This window comes from Flavimobilis marinus (assembly GCF_900113055.1).
Classification (GTDB): Bacteria; Actinomycetota; Actinomycetes; order Actinomycetales; family Cellulomonadaceae; genus Flavimobilis; species Flavimobilis marinus.
On record NZ_FONZ01000002.1, the window covers coordinates 393119 to 416345 of the forward strand.

Sequence of the window (23227 nt, forward strand, 5' to 3'; positions counted from 1 at the left end):
GCGGCGTCACCCCACGCGGCGCACCCGGACCAGACGCAGCACCACGCCGACGGCGAGCACGACGAGCCCGCCCACGACGGCCGCCCGCGGCAGCGACGCCATCAGCGCGACGCAGGTGAGCGCGCCGGCCACCTGGACGGCCCGCGGATATCGGCGTTCGCCCGGGCCCTGCGTGAATGCCGCGACGTTGGCCACGAGGTAGTAGAGCAGCACCCCGAACGACGAGAACCCGATCGCCCCGCGCAGGTCCACCGTCAGCACGAGCACGACGACGACGCCGGCCACGAGCAGCTCGGCCCGGTGCGGCACCGCGAACCGAGGGTGCACCGCGGCCAGGGCACCAGGCAGGTCCCGCTCGCGCGCCATCGCCAGGACCGTGCGCGCGACACCCGCCAGCAGCGCGAGCAGCGCACCCGCAGCGGCGACCGCCGCACCCACGCGGACCACGGCGCCGACCCACGACGACCCACCGAGGGACGCCATGGCGGCGACCGGAGCGCTCGACGACGCGACGCCGTCGGCCCCGAGGGTGCCGAGCAGCGCGAGGCCCACGGCGACGTAGACCAGCAGCACGACCCCTAGGCCGATCACGATGGCCCGCGGGATCGTGCGCCGCGGGTCACGGACCTCCTCGCCGAGCGTCGCGATCCGCGCGTACCCGGCGAACGCGAAGAACATCAACCCGGCGCCCTCGAGCACCCCGCCGAGCCCGGGCCAGGCACCGGGAACCTCGGCCCACCGCAGCTCGCCGTCACCGAGGCCGCTGCCGACGGCGACGACGAGGGAGATCAGCACGATCGCGACACCCCAGCGCGCGAGCCGCGCGGTCCGGTGCACCCCTCGGTATCCCGCCGCCGTGATCGCGACCACGACTCCGGCCGCAGCCAGCCGCGCCCAGCCCTCGGGCGCGACGTACGTCCCGAACGCCAGGGCCATCGCCGCGCACGAGGCGGTCTTGCCGACCACGAATCCCCAGCCTGCGAGGTAGCCCCACCACGGGCCGAGCTGGGCCCGGCCGTAGACGTAGACGCCGCCCGACGTCGGGTGGGCGACGGCGAGCTGCGCCGTGGACGTGGCGTTGGCCGCGGCGACCATGCCGGCCAGTGCGACGGCGAGGACCAGCCACCCGCCCGCAGCCGCGGCAGCCGGGCCGAAAGCGACAAACACGCCGGCCCCGAGCATCGCGGCCAGCCCGATGCCCACGGCGTCCCCCGTGCCCAGCCGACGTGCGAGCGCGTCGTGGCTCACGGTTCCCCCTCGCTCGTGCGTCGTCCCGCGCGCAGCGCGGCGATGGCGGCCCCGGGAGACCCGGGACCGCCATCGTCACACATGACTACAGAGCATCAGCCGATCTCGCCGAACTCCCCGCGCTGGAAGGAGTTGTTGTTCTCGCCGTCGAACTTGTAGATGCCGATGTTCGCGGCGGACGGGTCGTTGGCGGCGTTGAACGGGCCCACGCCGGAGACGGCCTGGTAGTTGATCTCCTCGTCGCCCTCGAGCAGCTCGGCGCACTCGGCGAAGCCCGTGCACTCCGTCCCGCCCTCGGCGCCCGAGACGGCCGCCATGTTGGCCTGGATGGTCGCCCCGTCGGTCGCCCCGCCGCGGACCGCCGCGAGCGACGCGAGCATCGCCGCGTCGTACGACTCGGCTGCGTAGGAGAAGTCGTTCAGGTCAGGGTTCACCTCGAGGAGACGGTCGCGGAACTCGTCGCTGGGGAACGCGCCGGGCAGGGTGCCCTGCGCGCCCTCGAGCGTGCCCGGGTCGAACTCGTCGCCGAAGTTCTGCAGGTTGCCGTCCACGAAGTACACCTTCGACATGTCGAAGCCCTGGTTGACGAGCTCCTGGACGATCAGCGGCGTCTGCGTCGTGAACGCGATGATCGCCACGGCGTCCGGGCTGCTCGACAGCGCGCTGCCGACGATCGAGGAGAAGTTCTGCTCGGTCGGGTCGAACTCCTCGCCCGGGTTGCCGTAGGACACGGTGCCACCGGCCTCTTCGACGACGCCCTTGACGACGTCCCGCAGCCCGGTGCCGTAGTCCTCGTTGAAGACGAGGATGCTGAGGTTCGCCGCGGCGTCGGACAGGATCAGGTTGCCCAGGACGTCCCCCTGGACGGTGTCCGGCGGGGCGGTACGGAAGAAGAAGTCGCTGTACCCGGACAGCGTGGCCGAGGTGTTCGCGGGCGAGATCATCACCGTCTCGGAACCGACGACGTCGTCGATCACGTTGAGCGTCACCTGAGAGGACGCCGCGCCGATGATCGCCGAGGCCCCCTCGCTGATGAGCTCCGTGACCGACTGTGTGGCGACCTGGGTGTTCTCGGCGTCCGAGGAGTCCTTGTGCGAGACCTCGACGTCGGCGCCGAGCACCCCGCCGGCCTCGTTGATCTCCTTGACGGCGAGGTCCACGCCTGCGATCTCGGGCGGACCGAGCTGGGAGAGCGAACCGGTGACCGGCAGGAGCGTCCCGAGCAGGAGGCTCTCGCCTGAGGCGCCGGTCGTGGCCGCGCCGGTCGCCGACGGCGTGGCGTCGCCGTCGCTGTCGGAGCCGCACGCCGTGAGCACGAGGCTCACGCTCGCGAGCAGCGCCAGGGAGCGGATGGTCGTTGTCCTGCGGTTCATAAGCGTCTCCTACGTTGGCACGTGGGACCGGCGTCCGCTGGCGCGGGTGCCGGCGTCAGGCATGCGGGCCAACCTACGCACCAGGTATGTCCGAGTTGTGTCGTGTTGTTAACTGGGTGTTAAGTCCGCGTCACGGTTGCGTCTCAAAGTAGGATGATTGGGACGCTGGCCACAACGCCGGGACTTATCACGCGCGCCGGGCGCACCCATGGCATCGTTGGCCCATGCAGATCTGGCCAGGACAGCCCTACCCCCTCGGTGCGACCTTCAACGGCACCGGCACGAACTTCGCACTCTTCTCCGAGGTCGCCGAGCGCGTCGAGCTCTGCCTCCTCGACGACGACGGCACCGAGACGCGGATCGACGTCCCCGAGGTCGACGCCCACGTGTGGCACGCGTTCCTCCCGGGCGTCCAGCCCGGGCAGCGCTACGGCTACCGGGTGCACGGCCCGCACGACCCCGAGAACGGCCACCGCTGCAACCCCTCGAAGCTCCTCCTCGACCCGTACGCCAAGGCGATCGACGGCCAGATCGACGGCGACGAGTCCCTGTTCTCCTACCACTTCGACGCCCCTGAGGGCGGCGAGCTCAACACGACCGACTCCGCGGCGCACACGATGACGTCCGTCGTCGTGAACCCGTTCTTCGACTGGGGCCACGACCGTCCGCCGGGCCGGGACTACCACGAGAGCGTGATCTACGAGGCCCACGTGCGCGGCCTCACGCAGACTCACCCCGACATCCCCGAGGAGATCCGCGGTTCCTACGCGGCGCTCGGCCACCCGGCGATCGTGAGCTACCTGCAGGACCTGGGCATCACCGCGATCGAGCTCATGCCCGTCCACCAGTTCGTGAACGACCCCACGCTCCAGGACAAGGGTCTGTCCAACTACTGGGGCTACAACACGATCGGCTTCTTCGCCCCGCACAACGCCTACGCAGCCTCCGGCAGCCGCGGCCAGCAGGTGCAGGAGTTCAAGGCGATGGTCAAGACGCTGCACGAGGCCGGCATCGAGGTCATCCTCGACGTGGTCTACAACCACACGGCCGAGGGCAACCACCTGGGCCCCACGCTCAGCTTCCGCGGCATCGACAACAGCGCCTACTACCGGCTCGTCGACGACTCCAAGGAGCACTACTTCGACACCACGGGCACCGGCAACTCCCTGCTCATGCGCTCGCCGCACGTGCTGCAGCTAATCATGGACTCGCTGCGCTACTGGGTCACCGAGATGCACGTCGACGGGTTTCGCTTCGACCTGGCCGCCACCCTCGCCCGCCAGTTCCACGAGGTCGACCGGCTCTCGGCGTTCTTCGACATCGTCCAGCAGGACCCGATCATCAGCCAGGTCAAGCTCATCGCCGAGCCCTGGGACCTCGGCAGCGGCGGCTACCAGGTCGGCGGGTTCCCCCCGCTGTGGACCGAGTGGAACGGCAACTACCGCGACACCGTCCGAGACTTCTGGCGCGGCGAGCAGGCCACCCTGCCCGAGTTCGCCAGCCGCCTCACGGGCTCCTCCGACCTCTACGAGCACAGCGGCCGCAAGCCGATGGCCTCGATCAACTTCGTCACCGCCCACGACGGCTTCACGCTCCGTGACCTCGTGTCCTACAACGAGAAGCACAACGAGGCCAACGGCGAGGGCAACAACGACGGGGAGAACCACAACCGCAGCTGGAACCACGGCGTCGAGGGACCGACGGACGACCCCGAGATCGCGGCCCTGCGCGCCCGGCAGCACCGGAACTTCCTGGCCACGCTCCTGCTCTCCCAGGGTGTGCCCATGATCGCGCACGGCGACGAGATCGCGCGCAGCCAGGGCGGGAACAACAACGGCTACTGCCAGGACAACGAGATCACCTGGATGAGCTGGGAGCTGGACGCCGAGCGCCAGGACCTGCTGACGTTCACGCAGCGGCTCATCGCGCTGCGCCGCGACCACCCCGTGCTGCGCCGTCGCCGGTTCTTCACCGGCGACGTCCACCCCGACAACCCCGAGTCGGTCCCGGACATCGCGTGGCTCGACCCGAGCGGCACCCGGATGTCCGACGAGGACTGGGAGGTCAGCTTCGCCCGCTCCGTCATGGTGTTCATCAACGGTGAGGCGCTCACCGAGCCGGACGTCATGGGCGAGCGGATCGTCGACGACTCGTTCCTCGCGATCTTCAACGCCCACCGCGAGCCCATCGAGTTCTGCCTGCCGTCGGCGGAGTACGGCCCCGAGTGGACCGTGCTCTTCGCCACCGACCAGCCCGTCACGGACGAGTACGAGCGAGCGACGCACCCCGCCGAGGCGTGCATCGAGGTCGCGGCCCGCTCCGTGGTGCTCCTGAGCCGTGCTCCGCTGAAGGCCTGACCGGTGGCCGTCGACACGACCAGCACCGACGCCGCCGCCGAGGAGCGGACGTCGCACCGCCGGCTGCCCGCCCCCGGCAAGCCCGTCCCCCTGTCCACCTACCGCCTGCAGCTCGGGGCGGACCTCACGTTCGACGACGTCGCCGCGCGCGTCGACTACTACGCCGCGCTGGGCGTCACGCACCTGTACCTGTCGCCGGTGCTGCAGGCCGCCCCGGGCTCGACCCACGGCTACGACGTCGTCGACCACGACCGAATCAGCGACGTGCTCGGCGGTCGGGCCGGCCTCGAGCGGCTGGCGGACGCGGCGCACGCGGCGGGCCTCGGCATGGTCGTGGACATCGTGCCGAACCACATGGCCGTGCCCACACCGGTGTGGCACAACCGCGCCCTGTGGTCGCTGCTCGCGCAGGGACCCGACTCCCCGTACGCGACGTGGTTCGACGTCGACTGGTCCGGCGGGGACGGCGCGCTGCTCATGCCCGTGCTCGGGTCGCGCATCGGCGACCTCATCGGCTCGGGCGACCTCACGGTGGACGAGGTCGAGATCGACACGGGCGACGGCCCGGAGCTCCGGACCGCGCTGCGGTACTTCGAGCACGTGTTCCCCGTCCGCGCGGGGACCGAGTCCCTGCCGCTGGCCGAGCTGCTGGAGCGCCAGCACTACCGGCTCGCGCACTGGCGCGTCGGCGACGAGGAGCTCAACTACCGGCGCTTCTTCGACGTCGGCACCCTCGCGGCCATCCGCGTCGAGGACCCCGAGGTCTTCGACGCGACGCACGCCCTGATCCTCGACCTCCTGGCCACAGGCATCGTCGACGGGCTGCGGATCGACCACCCCGACGGCCTTGCGGATCCCGCCGGCTACCTGGAGCGGCTCGCGGAGGCGAGCGGCAACGCCTGGGTGGTCGTCGAGAAGATCCTCGCGGGCGAGGAGACGCTCTCCCCCGACTGGGAGACCGCCGGCACCACGGGGTACGAGGGGCTCTGGCGCCTGCAGTCGACCTTCGTGGACCCCGGCGGCGCGACGTCGCTCGCGATCATCCTCGAGGAGCTCACGGGCGACTCGGTCGGCGACCTGCCGGCCCTGGTGGAGGAGGCCAAGCGGGAGATCGTCGCCGGACCCCTGTATGCCGAGCTGGACCGGCTCACGGACCTGGCCGCCGAGGTCTGCCGTGCGGACATCCGGCTGCGCGACCACACGTGGCGCGCCATCAACGAGTGCCTGCGCGAGCTGCTCATCGCGTTCGACCGCTACCGTGCGTACGCCCGCCCGGGGCTCGAGACCCATGCGACCGCGGTGCAGGCCATGCACCAGGCGGCGGCGCGGGCACGCCTGCGCCTGGACGAGACTCGCTGGGCCACGCTCGACCTCGTCGTCGATCTGCTCCTCGGCCGGGAGGCCGGCAGCGCCGGACGCACCCGCGAGGCGCGCCGCGACGAGCTCGTCGTACGCTTCCAGCAGGTATGCGGGGCCGTGATGGCCAAGGGCGTGGAGGACACCGCGTTCTACCGCTGGACGCACCTGACGTCGCTGTGCGAGGTGGGCGGCGAGCCCGCGCACTTCGGCTTCAGCCCCGACGAGCTCCACGCGTTCGCCCTCCGGTTCGGCCAGCTCACCCCGGCAGCGATGACCACCACGTCCACGCACGACACCAAGCGCGGCGAGGACACCCGCGCCCGCATCGGCGTGCTCAGCGAGCACGCCGAGGAGTGGGCGCAGACGGTCCGCGAGCTGCACCGCCTGAGCGCCGGGTACCGGTCCAAGCGCGTAGACGGCCGCACCGAGAACCTGCTGTGGCAGACGCTCGTGGGCACCTGGGCCCACGAGGCTCCGATCGCGCTCGAACGCCTGGAGCCGTACCTGCTCAAGGCGACCCGGGAAGCCAAGACGCACACGACGTGGACGGCACCCGACGAGCGCTACGAGAGCGCCGTCCTCAGCCTGGCGCGGGAGGCCGTGGCCGATCCCGCGGTGCTCAACGTCCTGGCCGACTGGAACAACCGCACGGCGGCCGACGTCCGTGCGGCCACGCTGGGCACCAAGCTCGTCCAGCTGACCCTGCCGGGGGTCGCCGACGTCTACCAAGGCTCGGAGATCGTCGGGCCGACGCTCGTGGACCCGGACAACCGGCGCCCGGTGGACATCGACGCCCTGCGCGCCGCGCTCGAGCACCTCGACGGCGGCGGCAACCCGCACGACCTCGGCGAGGAGAAGCTCCTGGTCACGTCGCGCGCGCTGCGCGTGCGCCGTGACCATGCGGACGCGTTCGTGAGCGAGCACGCCGGGTATCTCCCGCTGCCGACGTCGAGCGGGCACCTGTTCGCGTTCGCGCGGACGGCCGACGGCGTCCCGCGCACGGTCACGCTCGCCACCCGCCTGCACCACCGGCTGCACCACCAGGGCGGCTGGGGCGGGCACCGCGTCGTGCTGCCCGAGGGCACGTGGCGGTGCACGTTGACAGGCGCGGTCTTCTCGGGCGAGACGCCGATCGCGAGCCTGCTCGAGCGTTACCCCGTCGCGCTGCTCGTCCGTGAGGAGGACTGATGATCCCTGCGCTGTGGGCCCCGGAGGCCACCCGCGTCGAGCTTGCCGTGCCGCCCGCAGAGGACCACGCGGGCGTGCGTCATCCGATGCGCCCCGACCCCACCAACCCGAGCGGTCCGGGCTGGTGGATCGCCGACGTGGACCTGCCCGCCGGCACCGACTATGCCTTCGCGGTCGACGGCGGCGAGCCGCGACCGGACCCGCGCAGCTCCTGGCAGCCCGCGGGGCCGCACGGGCCCAGCCGGGTGTTCGACGCGACCGGCTACGACTGGTCCGACGACGCGTGGCCAGGCCGGGACGCCCGCGGTGCCGTCACCTACGAGCTGCACGTGGGCACGTTCACGCCGCAGGGCACGCTCGACGCCGCGGCGGGCAAGCTCGAGCACCTGGCCGCGCTCGGCGTCGAGATGGTCGAGCTCATGCCGCTCGCGGAGTTCACCGGCGAGCGCGGGTGGGGCTACGACGGCGTCAACCTCTACGCCGTGCACCACGCGTACGGCGGTCCGGCCGCCCTGCAGCGGTTCGTCGACGCCGCGCACGGACACGGCCTGGGCGTGTGCCTCGACGTGGTCTACAACCACCTCGGGCCGTCCGGGAACTACCTCAGCGAGGCGGGCCCCTACTTCACCGACGAGCACCACACCCCGTGGGGCGCGGCGGTGAACCTCGACCAGGACGGCAGCGAGGGCGTGCGCCGGTGGATCTGCGACAACGCGCTGCGCTGGTTCGCCGACTTCCACGTGGATGCCCTGCGCCTGGACGCCGTGCACGCGCTCGTCGACGACTCCCCGACGCACATCCTCGCCCAGCTGTCCGCAGAGACCGCCGACCTCGCGCTCGAGCTCGGCCGCCCCCTGTCGCTCGTCGCGGAGTCAGACCTCAACGACGTCGCGATGATCACGCCGGTCGCGGACAGCGGGTGCGGCATGACCGCCCAGTGGGCCGACGACGTGCACCACGCCCTGCACGCCTGGCTCACCGGCGAGGAGCACGGGTACTACGTGGACTTCGGCTCCGGCGAGGTGCTCGCCAAGGCGCTGACCCGGGCATTCGTGCACGACGGCAGCCACTCGACCTTCCGGGGCCGCTCGTGGGGCCGTCCGGTCCCGCCGGAGACGGACGGCCGCCAGCTGGTGGTCTTCGCCTCCAACCACGACCAGGTGGGCAACCGGGCCCTCGGTGACCGCCCGGCGGCGCGCCTCTCCGTGGACGAGCTCGGCGTGAGTGCCGCCCTCGTGCTGCTCTCCCCCTTCACCCCCATGATCTTCATGGGCGAGGAGTGGGGCGCGCGCACGCCGTTCCAGTTCTTCACCGACCACCCGGACCCCGAGCTCGGGCAGGCCGTGAGCGAGGGCCGCATGAGCGAGTTCGGCTCGCACGGCTGGGACGCCCTGTACGGCGGCCGCGTCGAGGTGCCTGACCCGCAGCTGGAGTCCACGTTCGCCGCGAGCCGCCTCGACTGGACGGAGCCCGAGACCGGTGAGCACGCGCGTCTGCTGGCCTGGAACCAGCAGCTGATTCGGCTGCGCGCCGAGGTCCCCGCGTTGACCGACGGGAACCTGGCGGCGACGACCGTCGAGGCGAGCGCCGACGCCGTCGTCATGCACCGCGGCGACGTCACCGTGCTCGCGTGGCGCCCCGCGTCCGAGGGCACCGAGACTCGTACGCACCCGACCGACGGCCGCCCGGTGCTCGCCACCTGGGGCGTGGTCGACGCCTCACCCCAGTCCGCGAGCGTGACGGCCGACGGCGCCGGCGTCGTCGTCCTCGGCCCGCGAGCCTGACCCGCACGTCCCCCTCACCCACGGAAGAGCGAGGTGCACCATGGCGAAGAGCAAGGGCGACAAGAAGAAGGACGCCAAGGACAAGAAGGAGACGCGGCCCAAGGAGCAGCGCGTCGAGGTCCCGACCTCGGCCGCTCTGCGCGTCGGCCCGGACTTCAGCTGGGAGGACGTCGACGAGCGCGCCACACCCGGGTGGGACGGGGACAAGGCGGCCGCCGCCGTGCACCTGGCCGCCCGCGCGGACGAGCTGTCCGACCTTCAGGAACGTCTATACGCGCACGGCCGCACCGGCGGTGACCGGTCGGTGCTGCTGGTGCTGCAGGGCATGGACACGGCCGGCAAGGGCGGCATCGTCCGCCACGTCCTGGGCCTGGTCGACCCCCAGGGTGTGGCCCTGCGTTCGTTCGGCGTCCCGACGCCGGAGGAGCTGCGCCACCACTACCTGTGGCGCGTCCGGCGCGCACTCCCCCGCCCCGGCCAGATCGGCGTCTTCGACCGGTCGCACTACGAGGACGTGCTCGTCACCCGCGTCCGCGGCTTGGTCGACGAGGCCGAGGTCCCCGCGAGGTTCGAGGAGATCAACCGGTTCGAGCGCAAGCTCGTCGAGTCCGGTACGACGATCATCAAGGTGGCGATGGCCGTGTCGTACGACGAGCAGGGCGCGCGGCTGCGCGAGCGCCTCGAACGGCCCGAGAAGCACTGGAAGTACAACCCCGGGGACATCGACGCCCGCGTCGAGTGGCCCGAGTACCGGCGCGTGTACGCGGAGGCGATCCGCGCCACGAGCACCGAGCACGCACCCTGGCACCTGGTGCCCGCGGACCGCAAGTGGTTCGCGCGTCTGGCGGTCGGCGAGCTGCTGCTCGAGGCCCTGCGCGGACTGGAGCTCGCGTGGCCGACGGCCGACTTCGACGTCGCCCACGAACTCGAGCGGCTCAGCGCGTCGGACGATCTCCCGCACTGACGCCCGCGACCTCGCGACCCATCGTCTCGAGCGCGCCCAGCCGGGAGAGGGTCCGGTAGTACTTCTTGCGGTACCCACCAGCGAGCATCGCGGGGGTGAAGAGGTCGTGCAGCCCGCTCCCACCCAGCAGCACGGGCACGTCGCGGTCGTAGAGCCGGTCGACGAGCACGACGAGCCGCAGCGCCTCGTCCTGGCGCTCAACGGTCCGCACACCACGCAGGCCGACGAGCGTCACCCCGTCGAGCAGCGCGCTGTACCGGCTCGGGTGCACGGTGCTCAGGTGCCCGAGCAGGTCGTCGAACAGGTCGCAGGTAGCGCCCGGGTGACCTGCCGTGCCGGCCCGGACGGCGTCGTCGGACAGCCCGCCCGCGTCGGTGACGACCGGCCGGTGGCGATAGTCCTCGCCGTCGACCCGCAGCACCTCGAAGCGCGCGGCGAGCGCCTGGATCTCACGCAGGAAGTCCTCCGCGGCGAACCTGCCCTCACCGAGGGAGCCCGGAAGCGTGTTGGAGGTCGCGGCGAGGGCGACGTCGCGGTCGGCGAGCTCGCGCAGCAGCCGGCTCATCAGGACGGTGTCCCCCGGGTCGTCCAGCTCGAACTCGTCGATGCACACCAGAGCGTGCTCGCTCAGCGCGTCAACCGTCGCCGCGAACCCGAGCGCACCCACGAGGTTGGTGTACTCGACGAACGTCCCGAACGCGGTGCGTTCGGTGCCCACGGCATGCGCGAGCGCGGCCAGCAGGTGCGTCTTGCCGACGCCGAAGCCGCCGTCCAGGTAGACGGCGGGGGTCGCGGGACGCCGCCGCAGCCAGCTGCCGAACCCGCGTGACGGTGCGAGCGCCTCGGCCACCTCGGCGAGGCGCTGCAGAGCGCGCTGCTGGCTGGGATGAGCCGGGTCCGGCACGTACGAGGCGAAGGTGGCCTCGGCGAAGTGCCGAGGCGGGACGAGGTCGGCCAGGAGGCGTTCGCGGCCCACGGCGGGACGGACGTCGACCAAGGAGCGCGGGGACGAGGGACTCACGAGCAACCAGGTTACGTGCCCGCCGACGCTCCCGCGGACCCGTCAGGCGTGATCTCCGTCGGCGCGGATAGGGTGCGAGCATGGCTGCTCGCGTCCTCCCCCCGCTCGACCTGCTGCTTGGCCCCGACGCTCCGCGCACGATCGAGGTGCACGCCGGCGAGCCCGACCTGGGTGCGCTGTTCCGGGTGCCGGGGGACGGACCGCTCGTGCGCGCCAACATGATCGCGACGATCGACGGTGCCGCGTGGGGGCCAGACCGGCGCTCGGGATCGATCAACGGCCCCGCCGACTGGCGCGTCTTCCGCATCCTGCGCGCGCTGTCGGACGTCGTGCTCGTGGGGGCAGGCACGGCACGCGCCGAGGAGTACCGGCCGTGGCGTGTGCCGGCCGACCTGCAGGATCTCCGTGCCGCCGCGGGGCTGGCGCCGGAGCTCGAGATGGCCGTCGTCACCCGGACGGGCAGCCTGCCCCCGGGCCTGCGCGTCGTCGACCGGCCCCCGCTGGTGTGCACGAGCGAGGCGGGCGCCGATCGGCTGGGCTCCGACGCGGACCCGGAGCGCACGATCGTCGCCGGTGCCACCGAGGTGGACCTGGCCGCCGTGCTGGACGCGCTGGCCGCACGCGGTCTCGACCGCGTCCTCGCCGAGGGCGGCCCGGAGCTGCTGGGCGCACTCGTCGCCACCGACCTCGTCGACGAGCTGTGCCTCACGACGAGCCCGTCGGTCGTGGGCGCCGGACCGGGCCGCATCCTCGGCGGCCCGGCCTTCGGCGAGGTCAGGCCCGCTCGGCTCGCGCACCTGCTGCACGCGGACGGCATGCTGCTCGCGCGCTGGGTGCTCGACGGCTCCGAGCGCTAGTCGTCCAGCAGGACGGCCAGGCGCCCCCGGCTAAGCACTCCCAGGCCGTACCCCCGCGAGTTCGACATCGGCCAGTCGCTGCCAGCAGTACAGGTGTCCCTCCTTGCGCAGCTCGATCAGACTCACGCGGTCGATCCGCACGTCCACTCCGCGATCCATCACCGGCGCCACGGCGGCACGCACCCGGTCGGCGGGCACCGCGCCGCAGGCGTACGCGAGGCTCAGGTGCGGACGGACCTGGTCGTCGTCGTCCCCCTCGACGCCCCGATCCCCGAGGGTCTCCCGGACTGCCGCTCGGAGGGCGTCGCGCAGCGCGCGCACCGGCGCGTCCGGCCCCGCACGCATGCCGACCGACTCCCGGTACGGCGCCGCCGGCGCGAGGCTCAGCTCGACCGGTGGGAGCTGACGCACGTGACGACGCGCGGCCGCGACGACCGCCTGGCGGGCCTCCACGCCGACCCGGTCGGCGAACCCGACGCCTTGCACGGTCACGTGGAGCCACGGGACGGGCACGAGGTCCAGGTTCTCCACGTGCGCGAGGACCCGGTGGTGTTCTTCCACCGACCGGCGCAGGGCCGCAGCCTCGGGGAGCAGGTGCCACGTCAGGTAGCGGGTTGCCGCCGTCCATCCGGGGCGGTCGTACCAGTGGTCGACGAGCGACTCGCCGGAACCCAGCGGCCTCATCTGCGGCTCCTCAGTACCCGGAGGGCGTCGGCCGCGGGTAGTGCTGGCGGTACTTGCGCCAGAAGTTCGCGGTCATGGCCTCGATCGTCAGGCGGCGGCCCAGCGACGCGTCCAGGCGGTAGCGCAGCGGGTGGACCACGGCTCGCCTCCGCACGACCGCGCCGAGTCGCTTGCGCAGCTCCGGATCGAGGATGTAGCGCATGAGGAGGCGCACCGGGACCACCGTGTAGAGGACCTCACCGCTCGCCCGCACGGGTTCGATCTGGCGGCCGTGGACGACGTCCTCCACGAGCACGCGCGCCGGGTTCGCCCCGGCCGCGGTCACGTAGTAGTTGTTGCGCCCGATGCGCGGGTTCATCTCGAAGTACACGTGCTGGCCGCGCCGGGCGTCCCACTTGTAGTCGAAGTTGGCGAACCCGACGTAGCCGGCCTTGTCGAGGAATCGCGACGCTGCCTCCATCGCGTCCTCGTACTGCTCGGTGAGGATCGCGGCCGGGATGCCGAGGGTGCCGGGGGTGTGCTCCTCGAGGAGCACCCGGCCGGTCGCGAGCAGCGTGACCCGACCGTGGGTGTCGCGGTACGCGGTGAGCGAGCGCATCTGGGTCTCGTCACCCTCGATGAGCTCCTGCACCAAGAACGTGCCGGGGTATCCGGCGTCGACGAGGTGCCCCAGGAGCTCGTCGAGCTCGGCGCGGGACTCGACGTGGTGGATCTTGCGCTTGCCCGGGAACGAGACGTAGTAGTACTCGGCGCTCGACGACGGCTTGGCGACGACCGGGTACGTGAGGTCGACCTCGAGCGCCGCGACAGCGTCGCGCGAACCACCCAGGTCCGGGACGTGCACGGGGACGGTGCGCGGCGTGGGGATGCCGAGCTCGGCGCAGACGGCCGCGAAGCCCTCCTTGCTCGACACCGTCTCCAGAACGTCGAGGGAGCAGAACGGCACGAGGTAGTGCTTCTCGAGCCGCTCCCGGTGCTCGACGATCGTCCGCACGTACCAGTCGGCGTTCGTCAGCAGCACCAGCCGTAGGCCGGGATGGTCCGCCGCGATCTGCTCGAGCGCGCCCAGGAGGGTCTCCGGGTCGTCGAGACCGGGGACCACGACGTTCGTGACGAACGTCGACCCGGCCATGGCCCGGGTCGCGACCGCGGACAGCACGATCCCGGGCGTCCCGTACTGCTCGTGGAACGCGCGCAGGAGCGCGTACACGCCGATGTCGCCGCCCACGGCGACCGGGATGACGTTCCCGGCGCGCCCGGCAGGACCGACAGGCGCCACTCAGGACTCCTGCGTCTGCGAACGGTCGGTGGTCCACTCGGTGTGGAACACGCCGGCGCGGTCCGTGCGCTGGTAGGTGTGGGCACCGAAGAAGTCACGCTGCGCTTGGATGAGGTTGGCCGGCAGCCGCTCAGCACGCACGCCGTCGTAGTACGCGAGCGACGAGGAGAACGCCGGCGTCGGGACGCCGTTGAGCGCCGCCTGCGACACGATGCGCCGCCAGGCACCCACGCCGTTGCCGACCGCGGCCGTGAAGTACTCGTCCGCGAGCAGCAGCGGGAGGTTCGGGGTCCGCTCGTACGCCTCGGTGATGCGGTTGAGGAAGCGCGCACGGATGATGCAGCCGCCCCGCCAGATCCGGGCCATCGCGCCACGGTCGATGTCCCAGCCGAACTCGGCGGAGGCAGCGGCGATCTGGTCGAAGCCCTGCGAGTACGCGACGACCTTCGACGCGTACAGCGCGAGGCGCACGTCCTCGATGAACGCGTCGCGGTCCGTCACGTCCCAGCTCGAGGCATCGGCGACGAGCGTGCCCACGGCGGCCTCGCGCTGCGGCACGGAGCCGGAGAGCGCGCGGGCGAAGGTGGCCTCGGCGATGCCCGTGATCGGGACGCCCAGGTCGAGCGCGTTCTGCACGGTCCAGCGACCGGTGCCCTTCTGCTCCGCGCGGTCCAGGACGACGTCCACGAACGCCGCGCCCGTCTCGGGGTCGGTGTGCGCGAGGACCTCGGCCGTGATCTCGATCAGGAACGACTCGAGGTCGCCGGTGTTCCACTGCGCGAAGATCTCGCCGATCTCCGCGGCGGAGGCGCCGAGGCCCTGCTTGAGGAGGTCGTAGGCCTCCGCGATGAGCTGCATGTCGGCGTACTCGATGCCGTTGTGGACCATCTTGACGAAGTGCCCGGCGCCGTCGGCACCGACGTGCGTGCAGCACGGGACGCCGTCGACCTTGGCGGAGATGTCCTCGAAGATGGGGCCGAGCCACTCGTAGGACTCGACCGAGCCGCCAGGCATGATCGACGGGCCGTTGAGCGCGCCCTCCTCGCCGCCCGAGACACCGGTGCCGACGAAGTGCAGACCGTGGGCGCGGAGCTCGGCCTCCCGCCGGCGCGTGTCCGGGAAGTGCGCGTTGCCGGCGTCGATGACGATGTCGCCCTCCTCCAGGAGGGGCACCAGCTCGGCGATGACCGCGTCCGTCGCGGCGCCCGCCTTGACCATGATGACGATCTTGCGCGGGCGGGCGAGCGAGGCCACGAAGTCGGCCATCGACTCGGACGGGACGAAGTCGCCGTCGTCGCCGTGGTCCGCGATCAGCGACTGGGTGCGCCCGAACGACCGGTTGTGCACCGCGACGGTGTACCCGTGCCGCGCGAAGTTGCGCGCGAGGTTGCGACCCATGACCGCGAGGCCCGTGACACCGATCTGTGCGCGTGCAGTCATCCCAGCAAGCTCCCTTGTGCATCGTCCTGGTCGACCTGGGCTTGTCCCCGGCCGCGCTTCCTCGTCCAGCCTAGCGGCGTGCGCCCGGTGCGCACCCGAGGTCCCACCATGTGTCCTGCCCGCGCCCGGTGGGCCTGCTCCCGCGCGCCGTCCGGGGTTTGTCGGTGGCGCGTCCTACGCTGCCTGGTGTGATGAGCACTGCAGGCGCCCGGGCACCCGAGCCGTTCCTGCATGCGCTGAGGTCCTTGCGGGGGGCCGCGCGCCGTCGTCCCGAGGTCGCACTCGAAGAGGTCCCCGGGCCCGCACGCATCGCTCCGTTCACCGTGGCGCTCACCGGTGCGGTCACGCAGCCGGGCGTCGAGGACGACCTCGCCGACGGACGCTTCGTGGTGCTGCACGACGCCGCCGGGCAGGACGGCTGGCACGGCACCTTCCGCGTCGTCGCGATGCTCCGGACCACGGTCGAGACCGAGCTCGCGTCGGACCCGATGCTCGGGGACGTCGCGTGGAGCTGGCTCACGGACGCCCTCGGGGCGCACGACGCCGTCGCGCTCGGCCTGGCGGGTTCGGTCACGCGGGTCACCAACGACTCGTTCGGCGGGCTCACCGAGCGGGGTTCCACCTCCGAGCTCGAGATCCGCGCGTCGTGGAGCCCTGACGGCCCCGACCTCGGCCCGCACCTGGCCGCGTGGACCGACGCGCTCGCGACGTGCGGTGGCCTCCCGCCGCTGCCCGAGGGCGTGGCCGCCTTCGAGCGCCGGCGCTGACCGTGCCTGACGCACCGAACCGCTCCCCTTCCTCCACCGAACCCGGCAGGACCATGACAGACGCAGAGACCACCGGACCCATGGCACCGAGCCCCGCGCACGAGCCACCCGCCTCCCCCGACCCGACCTCCGGCCCGGCGCCCGAGGCACCGGAGACCACGGCGTTGCGCGAGCCGGCCGACGGCATCCCGCCGGTCGTCGAGACACCGGAGGCTCTCGACCGCGTGGTCGCCGCCTTCGCACAGGGGCACGGACCGGTCGCCGTGGACGCCGAGCGCGCCTCCGGGTACCGCTACGGCCAGCACAACTTCCTCGTCCAGCTCCGGCGCGCGGGCGCGGGGACGGCCCTGATCGATCCGGTCGCGCTCCCTGACCTGTCCGCGCTGAACGAGGCGCTCGACGGGGTGGAGTGGGTGCTGCACGCGGCGTCGCAGGACCTCGCGGCTCTCGCGGAGCAAGGACTCGTACCCTCCACGATCTTCGACACCGAGCTCGCCGCGCGCATCCTGGGTCTCGAGCGCGTCGGTCTCGCCGCAGTCGTCGCCGAGGTCCTGGGGCTGGGCCTGGCCAAGGAGCACTCCGCGGTGGACTGGTCGACCCGCCCGCTGCCCGAGGACTGGCTCCGCTACGCGGCCCTCGACGTCGAGGTCCTGGTGGAGCTCCGCGACCGCATGGCCGAGCGGCTGGAGGCGGCCGGCAAGGCCGAGTGGGCACGCCAGGAGTTCGAGGCCGTGCGCCTGGCCGCGCCCCCCGCGCCGCGCGTCGACCCGTGGCGACGCGTGTCGGGCACGCACGCGCTCCGCGGCCGTCGCCAGCTCGCCGTCGTGCGCGAGCTGTGGGTTACCCGCGAGGACAACGCCCGCAAGCGCGACATCTCCCCCGGCCGCGTCCTGCCCGACCGCGCGATCATCGCGGCCGCCACCGCGCTGCCGCGCACGCTCCCCCAGCTCGTCGCGCTGCCCGCCTTCTCGGGGCGCGGGACCCAGCGACGCGCCACGCTGTGGATGGCGGCGATCGACCGCGCGATGGCGCTGCCCGAGGAAGAGCTGCCGAGCACCCGCGGTCCCCGCTCGGACGCGCCCCCACCGCCGCGCGCCTGGGCGGACCGCGATCCCCTCGCCGCGGCCCGGCTGGAAGCGGCCCGGGCCGTCGTCGCTGCGGCCTCGGCCGAGCACGGGACCCCGCTGGAGAACCTGCTGCAGCCCGACGCGCTGCGCCGCCTGTGCTGGACCCCGCCCACGCCGATCGACGCCGTCAGCGTCGGGGCGTTCCTCGCCGGGCGCGGGGCACGTCCCTGGCAGGTGGACCTGCTCGCCGCACCGCTCGCGGCGGCCCTCCTCGATCCCCCTCCACCGGCGCCCGCCGAGTAGAGTCGGCCCAATGCTCAGCATCGATCACGTCACCAGCCGCTCCGAGTGGGACGCGCTCGTCCTCGACCTCGAGGGCAACCCGCTCCAGCTCTGGGGCTGGGGTGAGGTCAAGGCCAAGCACGGCTGGCGCGCGGTCCGCCTCCGGGTGCGCGACGGCGAGCGCGTCGTCGGCTGCGCGCAGGTGCTCGTCCGCCCGCTCCCCGGAGTGTTCGGCGCCCTCAGCCACGTCCCGCGCGGCCCCGTGGTGCGCACCGGCGAGAGCCGCGGCCCGGTGTGCGACGCCGTCGCCGAGCACTGCCGCCGGGAGATCAAGGGCGTGGGCATCACGTTCGAGCCGGACTGGCCCGCGGACGACGACGACACGATCACGGGCGGCGTGCCCAGCCCCAACCCCATCTTCATGGCCAGCACCCTGGTGCTTGACCTCGCCCAGGACGACGACACCCTGCTGGCGCGCATGGCCAAGAAGACGCGCTACGAGGTCCGCAAGTCTCAGCGCCGGGAGTGGGACATCACCGAGGTCCGCACCCCCGAGGACCTCGACGCCGTGCTCGCGCTCTACCGGGAGACGTCCGAGCGCGCCGGGTTCGGGATCCACGCCGACGCCTACTACCGCGACGTGCACGCCGAGCTCGGGGACCACAGCGTGCTCCTGCTCGCCCGCGACGAGGGGACGCCGGTCGCGTTCCTGTGGATCGCGGCGTCCGACCGCACGGGTATCGACCTGTACGGCGGCAGCAACGACGCCGGTCGCAAGCTCCTGGCCAACTATGCGCTGAAGTGGCGCGCGATCCACACGCTGCGCGACCGCGGCGTCACCCGCTACGACCTCAACGGTCTGCTGGGCGAGGACGTCTCGCACTTCAAGCGAGGCTTCTCCGACCACACCGACGAGCTCGTCGGCTCCGTCGACGTGCCGTTCTCCGTCTGGTACACCGCGTGGCACCGCGCCCTGCCCGCCGCCAAGGCCGTGCTCCGGCGCGTGCGCCGCTAGACGCAGGCCGGACGATCGTGCGGCACGACCGCACGCCATCAGCCTCCACCATTTTCCTGAGACTCGCGGTATCTTGTACTCCTGGTCTCGGGAACATCCGGGCCTGGACAGCGCCGTCCGACACTCAGGAGAGTTCATGTCCTCACGTCCCCGTCCCCCCGTCCGTGACGTCGTGTTCGTGGAGGGGGTGCGCACTCCCTTCGGCAAGGCCCGCCCCGACGGGCTGTTCGCCGAGACCCGCGCCGACGACCTCGCGGTCAAGTCCGTGCGCGAGCTCCTGCGTCGCCGGCCCGAGCTCCCGGCCGAGCGCATCAGCGAGGTCGCGATCGCGGCCACGACGCAGACAGGCGACCAGGGCCTGACCCTCGGCCGCTCGGTTGCTGTCCTCGCCGGGCTGCCCAAGTCCGTCCCCGGCTTCGCGATCGACCGGATGTGCGCGGGCGCGATGACTGCCGTCACGACGACCGCCTCGGCCATCGGGTTCGGCCAGCAGGACGTGGCGATCGCCGGAGGCGTCGAGCACATGGGCCGCCACCCGATGGGCTTCGACGCGGACCCGAACCCCCGGTTCGTCTCCGAGAAGATCGTCGACTCGACGGCGCTCATCATGGGCTCGACCGCCGAGAACATCCATGACCGCTACCCGCACCTCACCAAGGAGCGCGCCGACGCCTACGGCGTAGCCAGCCAGGCCAAGTACGCGGCCGCCGTCGAGGCCGGCAAGGTCGCTCCCGACCTCGTGCCGATCGCGGTGCGCTCCGCGGAGAAGGGCTGGGGCCTCGCCACCGCGGACGAGCTCGCCCGCCCGGGGACCTCCGTCGAGGACATCAAGAACCTCAAGACGCCGTTCCGCCCCGGTGGCCGCGTGACCGCCGGGAACGCCTCGCCGCTGACCGACGGCGCCACCATGTGCGTGATCGCGGCAGGCGACGTCGCCGCCGAGCTCGGCCTCCCGGTCCGCATGCGGATGGTCTCGTTCTCGTACATGGGCGTCGACCCCGAGGTCATGGGTCTCGGCCCGATCCCCTCGACCGAGAAGGCCCTCGAGAACGCCGGACTGTCGATCAGCGACATCGGCCTGTTCGAGATCAACGAGGCCTTCGCCATCCAGGTGCTCGCGTTCCTCGACCACTTCGGCATGCCCGACGACGACCCGCGGGTCAACCTGTACGGCGGCGCCATCGCGATCGGCCACCCGCTCGCCGGCTCCGGCGTCCGCCTCATGACGCAGCTCGCGCGCCAGTTCGCCGAGCACCCCGAGGTCCGCTACGGCCTGACCACGATGTGCGTGGGTCTGGGCATGGGCGGCACCGTCATCTGGGAGAACCCGCACCACGCCGACTACTCCGGCCACACGAGCTGAGAAGGGGAACGACGATGACTGAGAACACCCCCACCCCCACCGAGCGGGTCGCCCACGCCTACGTCCGCGACGTCGAGCTGCCCGGAGGCGGCGGCACGATGGCCCTCGTCACGATCGACAACGGCCTCGACCACACCAAGCCCACCACCCTCAGCCTCGCGGGTCTCGCCGAGATCCGCGCCGCGCTCGAGGGCGTCCAGCGCCGCGCCCAGGACGGCGAGATCTCGTCCGTCGGCGTCACGGGCAAGCCGTTCTGCCTCGCCGCCGGCGCGGACCTCACCGCCGCGGGCCGGATCGAGGGGGCCGACGCCGCCCACGAGCTGGGCCGCGCGGGCCACGCGACCTACCGGCTGCTCGCAGAGATGGGCGTGCCGACCTTCGCGTTCATCAACGGGCTCGCGCTCGGGGGCGGGCTGGAGCTCGCGCTCGCGTGCCACTACCGCACGATCGCGAGCGACGTCCCGGCCGTGGCCCTGCCCGAGACCTCCCTGGGGCTGGTCCCCGGCTGGGGCGGCACCTACCTGCTCCCCCGCCTCATCGGCCTGCCCCGCGCGCTCGACGTGATGCTGACGCGCCCGGCGGCCAACAAGCCGCTCAAGGCACGTGAGGCCGCCGAGCTCGGCATCGCCGACGTCCTGCTCGACGCCGCGGACTACCTCGAGCAGTCGCTCGCGTGGGCCGGGGCCGTCGTGCGTGGCGAGCTCGTCGTCGAGCGCCCGGACCTCGGCTCCCGCGAGGAGTGGGACGCCACCCTCGCTGCGGCCCGCGCGCGGCTCGACGCCGTCGTGCACGGCGCCCGGCAGGCGCCGTACGCCCTGCTCGACCTGCTCGACGGGTTCTACGACGCCGACCGCGACACCGCCTTCGCCGCCGAGGACGAGACCCTCGCGCAGCTCATCATGAGCGACCAGCTCCGGGCGAGCCTGTACGCCTTCGGCACGGTGAACAAGGGCAAGAAGCCCACCGGCGCCCCGGACCCGAAGCTCGCCCGGCCGGTCACCGCCGTCGGGATCGTCGGCGCCGGGCTGATGGCGGCGCAGCTCGCGTTCCTGTTCGCCCAGCGGCTCGGGGTGCCGGTGATCATGCGCGACCTCGACGCCGATCGCGTCGCCAAGGGCCTGGACTACGTCCGCGGCACGGTCGACAAGCTCACCAGCACCGGCCGCATGAGCGCCGACGCCGGGGCACGCATCCTGTCCTCCGTGCACGGGACGACCGACATCGCCGACTTCGCGCGGTGCGACTTCGTGATCGAGGCTGTCACCGAGATCCTCGACCTGAAGAAGAGGGTGTTCGCCGAGCTCGAGGGCATCGTGTCCCCCGAGACGATCCTGGCCACGAACACCTCGGCGCTGTCCGTCACCGCGATGTCGGCGGACCTCGCGCACCCCGAGCGCGTGGTGGGGCTGCACTTCTTCAACCCCGTCGCGCAGATGCCGCTGGTGGAGATCATCAACACCGTGCACACGTCGGTGGAGACCCTCGCCACGGCGTTCGCGGTCGGGAAGAAGCTGCGCAAGACCTCGGTGCTGGTGGCGGACCGTCCCGGCTTCGTGGTCAACCGCCTGCTCGTCCTGCTGCTCGGCGAGATCGTCCGCGCGGTCGAGGCCGGCACCCCGGTCGAGGTCGCGGACCGCGCGCTGCGTCCGCTCGCGCTGCCCATGGGTCCGTTCGCCCTGTTCGACCTCGTGGGTCCGGCGGTCGGCCTGCACGTGCTGACGTCGCTGCGCGCGGAGCTCGGGGACCGGTTCGCCCAGTCTCCGGGTCTCGAGAAGATCGTGGCCGAGGGCACCCGGGTGGTCGCACCGACCACCAAGGGAGTCCCCGCGGAGGTCGACCCCGCGATCCAGGGGGCGTTCGGCGAGGCCGGCGGCCCGACGGCGCTCGACGAGGCCGGCGTGCTCGACGCCGTGCTGACCGCGCTCACCGTCGAGATCGGGCACATGCTCGACGAGGGCGTCGTCGCGGGCCCGACCGAGATCGACCTGTGCATGATCCTCGGCGCGGGCTGGCCGTTCTCGAACGGTGGCATCACGCCGTTCTTGGACCGCACGGGCTACTCCGAGCGCGTGCTCGGGCGGCGGCTGCTGCCCGACGGCGTCGCCAACGTCCCGGCAGGCGCGCGGCGCGCCTGACATCGTGATGACCGTGGCCCCCGTCGCCCTTCGAGGGCGGCGGGGGCCACGGTCATCAGGTCGGCGTCCGCGGCGTCAGTAGACGGTGAGCCCGCGGCGGCGGAACTGGTTCCGCACCCGCTCGGTCTCCTCGTTGGTCGGCGGCTCCGTGTCCTCGAGCTCGTAGCGCATCCCGAGGTTCTCCCACTTGTCGCGCCCCATCTGGTGGAACGGGAGCACCTCGACGCGGGTCACGCTCGACAGCGACGCCGCGTACTCGGCGACCCGCTCGACGTTCTCGACGTCGTCGGTGAGGCCGGGGACGAGCACGAACCGGATCCAGGTCTCGATGCCCTTGTCGGACAACCGCCGGCCGAAGTCCAGGGTCGGCTGCAGGCGCTGGCCCGTGACGCGCCGGTAGGTCTCCTCGTCGCCCGACTTCACGTCCAGGAGCACGAGGTCGATGTCGTCGAGCATCTCGTCGGTGCACGCGGCACCGAGGAAGCCGGAGGTGTCGATCGTCGTGTGGATCCCGGCGGCCTTGGCGCCCGCGAGGATCGTGGCGGCGAACGCCGGCTGCATGAGCACCTCACCGCCGGAGATGGTCAGGCCACCTCCCGTGGCGTCGAAGATCGGCTTGTAGCGCAGGATCCGACGCAACAGCTCCTCGGAGGCGACCGTCTCGCCGTCCTTCATCTTCATGGTGTCGGGGTTGTGGCAGTACAGGCACCGCAGCGGGCACCCGGCGAAGAACACGGTCATCCGGGTCCCGGGCCCGTCGACGGCCGTGACGAGCTCCCAGGAGTGGATGGCGCCGAGCTGGCCGGCACGCATCTGCTCGAACTTCTCGCCCCGGTCCAGGGCTGTGATCTCCAGCCCTTCGGTCCCTGCCGCAGCCCGACGGTTCGCCGGTCCCTGCGTGGGGGCGGCCGGCGCGGCGGCGACCTCGTCCGCCGTCAGCGGTGTGACCGCGACGACCGGCAGGACGCACGAGCCCGCGGTGCGGGGGGTGACGGGCGGGACAGCCGTGGTGGTCATCGTCGTCTCCTTCTCTCGTGCGTCCTG

At 72.3% G+C, this 23227-nt stretch carries 17 protein-coding genes; 10 read left to right on the top strand and 7 right to left on the bottom strand.

What is annotated here, in order from left to right; translation table 11 throughout:
- Positions 1-6: 6 nt before the first annotated feature.
- Entirely contained in the window at positions 7-1248 is a 1242-nt protein-coding gene (locus BMZ30_RS06880) for an APC family permease (protein ID WP_093376507.1), read from the bottom strand.
- 95 nt (positions 1249-1343) lie between these two features.
- The gene (locus BMZ30_RS06885) at positions 1344-2621 is read right to left on the bottom strand and encodes an ABC transporter substrate-binding protein (protein ID WP_093376509.1); all 1278 of its coding nucleotides are present in this window, start codon (positions 2619-2621) and stop codon (positions 1344-1346) included.
- A gap of 224 nt (positions 2622-2845) precedes the next feature.
- Between BMZ30_RS06885 and glgX the strand changes: the two genes are divergently transcribed.
- Genes glgX through BMZ30_RS06905 form a run of 4 tightly spaced genes read left to right on the top strand, consistent with a single transcriptional unit; the run spans position 2846 to position 10273 of the window.
- Positions 2846-4978, top strand: coding sequence for a glycogen debranching protein GlgX (gene glgX, locus BMZ30_RS06890; RefSeq protein ID WP_093376512.1), 2133 nt, complete (start codon positions 2846-2848; stop codon positions 4976-4978).
- Between the two features lie 3 nt (positions 4979-4981).
- Positions 4982-7525, top strand: a complete 2544-nt coding sequence (treY, locus tag BMZ30_RS06895; protein ID WP_093376516.1) for a malto-oligosyltrehalose synthase — start codon at positions 4982-4984, stop codon at positions 7523-7525.
- Entirely contained in the window at positions 7525-9309 is a 1785-nt protein-coding gene (gene treZ / locus BMZ30_RS06900; protein WP_093376518.1) for a malto-oligosyltrehalose trehalohydrolase, read from the top strand. Before treY ends, treZ begins: the two co-directional genes overlap by 1 nt.
- Positions 9310-9349: 40 nt before the next feature.
- The gene (locus BMZ30_RS06905) at positions 9350-10273 is read left to right on the top strand and encodes a PPK2 family polyphosphate kinase (protein ID WP_093376521.1); all 924 of its coding nucleotides are present in this window, start codon (positions 9350-9352) and stop codon (positions 10271-10273) included.
- Here BMZ30_RS06905 and zapE read toward each other — a convergent pair.
- Complete coding sequence (zapE, locus tag BMZ30_RS06910) at positions 10245-11294, bottom strand: cell division protein ZapE (protein WP_229828531.1); 1050 nt, start codon at positions 11292-11294, stop codon at positions 10245-10247. The two genes, BMZ30_RS06905 and zapE, sit on opposite strands and share 29 nt — an antisense overlap.
- An 80-nt stretch (positions 11295-11374) precedes the next feature.
- Between zapE and BMZ30_RS06915 the strand changes: the two genes are divergently transcribed.
- On the top strand, positions 11375-12151 hold the full coding sequence (locus BMZ30_RS06915; protein ID WP_093376525.1) for a dihydrofolate reductase family protein: 777 nt from the start codon (positions 11375-11377) through the stop codon (positions 12149-12151).
- A 30-nt stretch (positions 12152-12181) separates the two neighbouring features.
- Here the strand turns inward: BMZ30_RS06915 and BMZ30_RS06920 are convergent, their stop codons facing one another.
- Genes BMZ30_RS06920 through gndA form a run of 3 tightly spaced genes read right to left on the bottom strand, consistent with a single transcriptional unit; the run spans position 12182 to position 15554 of the window.
- Positions 12182-12835: a 2'-5' RNA ligase family protein gene (locus BMZ30_RS06920; protein WP_093376527.1), complete on the bottom strand. Its 654-nt coding sequence runs from the start codon at positions 12833-12835 to the stop codon at positions 12182-12184.
- A 10-nt stretch (positions 12836-12845) separates the two neighbouring features.
- Positions 12846-14114 carry a carboxylate--amine ligase gene (locus tag BMZ30_RS06925; protein WP_143073146.1) on the bottom strand — a complete coding sequence of 423 codons (1269 nt, stop codon included), beginning with the start codon at positions 14112-14114 and terminating at the stop codon, positions 12846-12848.
- Positions 14115-15554, bottom strand: coding sequence for an NADP-dependent phosphogluconate dehydrogenase (gndA, locus tag BMZ30_RS06930; RefSeq protein ID WP_093376529.1), 1440 nt, complete (start codon positions 15552-15554; stop codon positions 14115-14117).
- Between the two features lie 191 nt (positions 15555-15745).
- Between gndA and BMZ30_RS06935 the strand changes: the two genes are divergently transcribed.
- The 5 genes from BMZ30_RS06935 (at position 15746) to BMZ30_RS06955 (ending at position 22183) form a co-directional block, all read left to right on the top strand.
- A complete protein-coding gene (locus BMZ30_RS06935; RefSeq protein WP_093376531.1) occupies positions 15746-16321 on the top strand; it encodes a DUF3000 domain-containing protein in 576 nt (191 codons plus the stop codon).
- Positions 16322-16401: 80 nt separating this feature from the next.
- Positions 16402-17691: a ribonuclease D gene (locus tag BMZ30_RS06940; protein WP_093376534.1), complete on the top strand. Its 1290-nt coding sequence runs from the start codon at positions 16402-16404 to the stop codon at positions 17689-17691.
- A gap of 10 nt (positions 17692-17701) precedes the next feature.
- Positions 17702-18685, top strand: a complete 984-nt coding sequence (locus BMZ30_RS06945) for a lipid II:glycine glycyltransferase FemX (protein WP_093376536.1) — start codon at positions 17702-17704, stop codon at positions 18683-18685.
- A 136-nt stretch (positions 18686-18821) separates the two neighbouring features.
- Complete coding sequence (locus tag BMZ30_RS06950) at positions 18822-20048, top strand: thiolase family protein (RefSeq protein ID WP_093376538.1); 1227 nt, start codon at positions 18822-18824, stop codon at positions 20046-20048.
- A gap of 14 nt (positions 20049-20062) precedes the next feature.
- On the top strand, positions 20063-22183 hold the full coding sequence (locus BMZ30_RS06955) for a 3-hydroxyacyl-CoA dehydrogenase NAD-binding domain-containing protein (protein ID WP_093376540.1): 2121 nt from the start codon (positions 20063-20065) through the stop codon (positions 22181-22183).
- Between the two features lie 75 nt (positions 22184-22258).
- Here BMZ30_RS06955 and pflA read toward each other — a convergent pair whose 3' ends face one another.
- Complete coding sequence (gene pflA, locus BMZ30_RS06960; RefSeq protein WP_093376542.1) at positions 22259-23200, bottom strand: pyruvate formate-lyase-activating protein; 942 nt, start codon at positions 23198-23200, stop codon at positions 22259-22261.
- Between the last annotated feature and the right edge of the window lie 27 nt (positions 23201-23227).